The sequence below is a fragment of the Corallococcus praedator genome, assembly GCF_003612125.1.
GTDB classification, from domain to species: Bacteria; Myxococcota; Myxococcia; order Myxococcales; family Myxococcaceae; genus Corallococcus; species Corallococcus praedator.
In genome coordinates, this window is the sequence record NZ_RAWI01000616.1 from 1 (window position 1) to 3,586 (window position 3,586).

3 protein-coding genes and 1 pseudogene are annotated in these 3,586 nt (G+C 72.8%); 1 reads left to right on the forward strand and 3 read right to left on the reverse strand.

From position 1 onward, the window contains the following. Positions 1-537, forward strand: a pseudogene (locus tag D7Y13_RS46130) (hypothetical protein); the annotation flags it as partial. Positions 538-659: 122 nt separating this feature from the next. On the opposite strand, the gene D7Y13_RS39830 reads toward D7Y13_RS46130, so the two are convergent. The 3 genes from D7Y13_RS39830 to D7Y13_RS39840 are packed head-to-tail and all read right to left on the reverse strand — an operon-like array spanning position 660 to position 3,552. Further along, entirely contained in the window at positions 660-902 is a 243-nt protein-coding gene (locus D7Y13_RS39830) for a DUF3006 domain-containing protein (RefSeq protein ID WP_120586117.1), read from the reverse strand. A gap of 20 nt (positions 903-922) precedes the next feature. Beyond that, positions 923-2,299, reverse strand: coding sequence for a ComEC/Rec2 family competence protein (locus D7Y13_RS39835; RefSeq protein ID WP_120586116.1), 1,377 nt, complete (start codon positions 2,297-2,299; stop codon positions 923-925). Beyond that, on the reverse strand, positions 2,296-3,552 hold the full coding sequence (locus D7Y13_RS39840; protein WP_370451762.1) for a ComEC/Rec2 family competence protein: 1,257 nt from the start codon (positions 3,550-3,552) through the stop codon (positions 2,296-2,298). Before D7Y13_RS39840 ends, D7Y13_RS39835 begins: the two co-directional genes overlap by 4 nt. Positions 3,553-3,586 lie beyond the last annotated feature (34 nt).

The following is a 3,586-nucleotide window of genomic DNA, read 5'->3' on the forward strand; positions in this document are numbered from 1 at the left end:
CTCTACGGGGACCCGCGTCATTCTCCCGCCCCTGCTCCCGCGCCCTCACAGCGCCGGGGTCACGCGGAAGCGGCGCCCGCCGCCGCTGCTGGCGCGCCCCTCAACGAGCTGTTCTCCGACCTGGATCTGCCCGGCAACCGGGGCGACGCCGAGGACGACGAGGACGCCCGTCAGGCCGAGGCGCAGGACGACCGCCGCGACGAGGAAGAGGACGAGGAGCAGGTGCAGGACTCGAAGGCCGCCCGCAAGCGTCCCGTCGTGGCCCCGCGCCGCAGCCCGCTGAAGATGGTGGCGCTGGTGCTGCTGCTGCTCGTCGTCCTTCCGGTGGTGGCGGTGTTCGCGCTTTCGGCGGCGAACATGCTGCCGCCTCCCCTGGCGCAGATGGTCAACAAGGTGACGGGCAAGCCCGAGCCCCGCGTGGCCCCGACCCCCGCGCCGGCGCCTCCCGCGCGCGAGGGTGCCGCGCCCACGGCGCCTCCGCGGGGCACCGCGACCGGCGGCGAGCCCGCGGCCCCGGCGGAAGGCACCGCGCCGTAGCCGACCTCATGGGTGGGCCTGCTCCTCGCCTCGTCAGGAGCAGGTCCTTCCCACGGCATCCTGCTCCGCTCGGGCGACCCGACACGTCGAGCAGTCCGTCCCGGGCGGTGGCCCGGCGCTTCCTACAGGTCGAAGTTCCCACCCGGCGGCGGCTTCTTGCCGCGCATGGCGCGCTCCCTCGCGGTGCGGACCCCGGCGCGCAGGGCCTCGGTGGCCTCGGCGTCCACCGTGCCCGTCTCCAGATCCACGACATCCCCTTCGCGCACGCCGGGCGGCAGCGTGTCCAGGGCGCGCGTCAGCTGGCGGCCGTCCAAGACGAGCACGGCGACGTCCTCTTCGATGCGATCCACCGTGGCCTTGGGCATGGTGCGGGCTCCCCTTCGCGTCAGGGCTTGCAGTCGGGCGCGGGTTCGAAGTTCGACTTCAACGCCTCGTCGCGGGTCCTGAAAACGACGAGGTTCTTGTCCTTGATCATCGCCGCGCTCTGGCAGTCGACCTTGTGGAAGATGCGCCTGTTGCGGCTCGCCACGTAGCCGCCGGTGGGCGCGCGCTGCGCGGCGCGGCGGATGTCCTCCTTCCGTACCGCCTTCGTCGCGGCCGGCAGTGGGTCCACGTCGATGCCCTCGCTGCCCCATCGCGGGGTGGTGCCTCGGGGTGTGTCGACGGTGCGCGTCGGCTCCACCTTCGCCACGACGGGCGGCTCGGGCTGCGGCTTCACCACCACCGGTGGCGGGGGTGGGGGCTTCGCCGTCTTCACGAGGGCCGGACGCGTGTCCACACCCGGCAGGACGATGCGCCGCGCGGAGGCGGGCTCTCCCGGAGTGGGGCGCTGGAGGGTGAGCTCGAACTGCTTGCCGTCGCTCACCGCGTGCATCTCGCCGTTCACGTCCGTGCGGAACGTCTTCGCCCCCACGCCCTTGAGGCGCGTCATCACGTCCCGGACCTTCGCGTCCCGGCCCAGGCCTTCATCCATGCTGAACACGGCGCCCTGCGGACGCACCTCCTCCAGGAACCCCTGCGAGTTGGCGCCGGCCACCCCGGGCGAGGCGACCTTCAGCAGCGTGGCGTGTCCCAGCAATCCGTTCGCCAGGAGGACCTCCTCCGTCTCCGCGCGCGCCGCGCCCGCGAACAGGACCGACGTGTTCCGGTACGTCAGGCGCAGCACGATGGAGTTCGCCGCGTTCCGGCCCTCCGCGTCCGTCGCGCCCTTCAGCAGCGGCGTCGCGGGCGCACGGGGCCAGAGCACCGTGAGGTTCACCTCATCCTCCAACTGCAGCCGGACCGACTCCTGGGGCAGGTTCGCGGAGGACGCGGGTGAGAAGACCTGCACCCCGCGCGAGCCCACCGCGCCCAAGAGCGTGTCGTAGGCGGACGACGTGTCGGGCAGCTGCGGCTCCAGCAGCCGGCGCGCGCCCACGCGCTTGAGCACCGCGTCCAGCGCGCCGTGGTGCTTCGGATCCGGATGCGTGAGGACGACCAGGTCCAGCTCCCGGCGCAGCAGCTCCGGCAGCCGGTTCACCAGGTGCGACTCGGCCGTGGCCGGGCCCGAATCCACCAGCACCGTGTTGCCGCTCGGCGAGATGATGAGCGCGGCCTCTCCCGCCCCCACGTCGAAGAAATAGACGTGGAGCTTTCCATCCGGCGCGCCACCGAAGTAGCGCGACTTCTCCGGGCTCGGAGCCTTCTTCGGCGGCTCGGGCGTCGGCTGACACGCCAGCGAGGCGAGCAGCAGGCCCACTCCGAGGGCGATGCGGGGACTCATGGGTGACAATCCTCGGCGGGGCGCCGCTCGCGCAGGGCGTCGGCACGGCGGGTATAGACGGTGCGCTCGTTCTTCGAGCGCTTCAAGGTCGAGCAGCTCTCGCGGTGGAACACCTTGCTGCCCTTGAGGGACACGAAGTTCTGCCCCGCGGTGTCGGACGTGTTCTGAGGCGCGGGGGCGGACGGCGCTGCCTTCGGCTTCTTCGTGGAACTGGCCGGCTCAGGCGCCTTCTCCACCGCGCGGCCGGGGCGGCGGTCCGGCGTGGGCTCGATGGGCCCGAGCGCCACGGAGCTGCCCGCCGGCTGCGTGCCGGAGACGCTCGCGGTGGAGTCCCCGCCCTTCGCCGAGCGCAGGGTGACGGTTGTTCCGTCGCTCACCGCCATCACCTCGCCGTCCTGGTCGGTGCGGAAGGTGCGCGCGTGCACGTCGCGCAGGCGGCCCAGCACCTCCGGGCTCGGGTGGCCGTAGTCGTTGCCCACGCCGCAGGAGATGACGGCGGCCTGGGGGGCCACCCGCTCCAGGAAGGCCGCGGTGGAGGAGTGCTTGCCGCCGTGGTGCGCCACCTTCAGCACGGTGGCGGTGAGGTCCACGGGCTTCTGGAGCAGCACCTCCTCCGTGGGCGGCTCCGAGTCCCCGGTGAAGAGGAACGCCGTCCTGCCGTAGGTGAGCTTGGTGACGATGGAGTTCGCGTTCGCGTCCGAGCGCGTGTTGGCGAGGAAGGGCTCCTGGGGCATGCGCGGCCAGAGCACGGTGAGCGACACGCCCTCGCCCAGGCCCACCGTGAGCAGCGTCTGGGGCGCGGACGCGTTGGGCTCCGGCGTCATCACCTGGCCCACCTCCCGGCCCACGAAGTCCAGCAGGTCGCGGTACGCCTCGCTCGGGTGGTCGAAGCCGGGGTCCATGAAGCGCTTCGCGCCCACCGCCTTCAGCGCCGCGGGCAGTCCCCCCAGGTGGTCCAGGTGCGGGTGGGTGAGGATGACCAGGTCCAGGGGCTGCTTCACCAACTCGCGCAGCCGCGCCGCCAGCCGCGTCCCGGCCTCTGGGGGCCCACCGTCGATGAGCACCGTCTTGCCCGCGGGCGACACGATGAGCGCCGCGTCCCCCTGGCCCACGTCGAGGAAGTAGACCGTGAGCCTGCCAGGCGCGGGGGCGGGGAGGGCCGAAGGGGCCTGGGCGGCCCGCGTGGCCGCGTGGCCCGGCGGCGCCGTGAACAGGAAGAAGAGGACACCGAACAGCCACGCGAAGACCTTCACGGCCGGAACTCTACCGCCCCGCTCCCATTCGGGG

Coding starts and splice junctions, on each gene's coding strand:
- D7Y13_RS39830 (WP_120586117.1), bottom strand. CDS start 902: ATGCCCAAGGCCACGGTGGATCGCATCGAAGAGGACGTCGCCGTGCTC.
- D7Y13_RS39835 (WP_120586116.1), bottom strand. CDS start 2,299: ATGAGTCCCCGCATCGCCCTCGGAGTGGGCCTGCTGCTCGCCTCGCTG.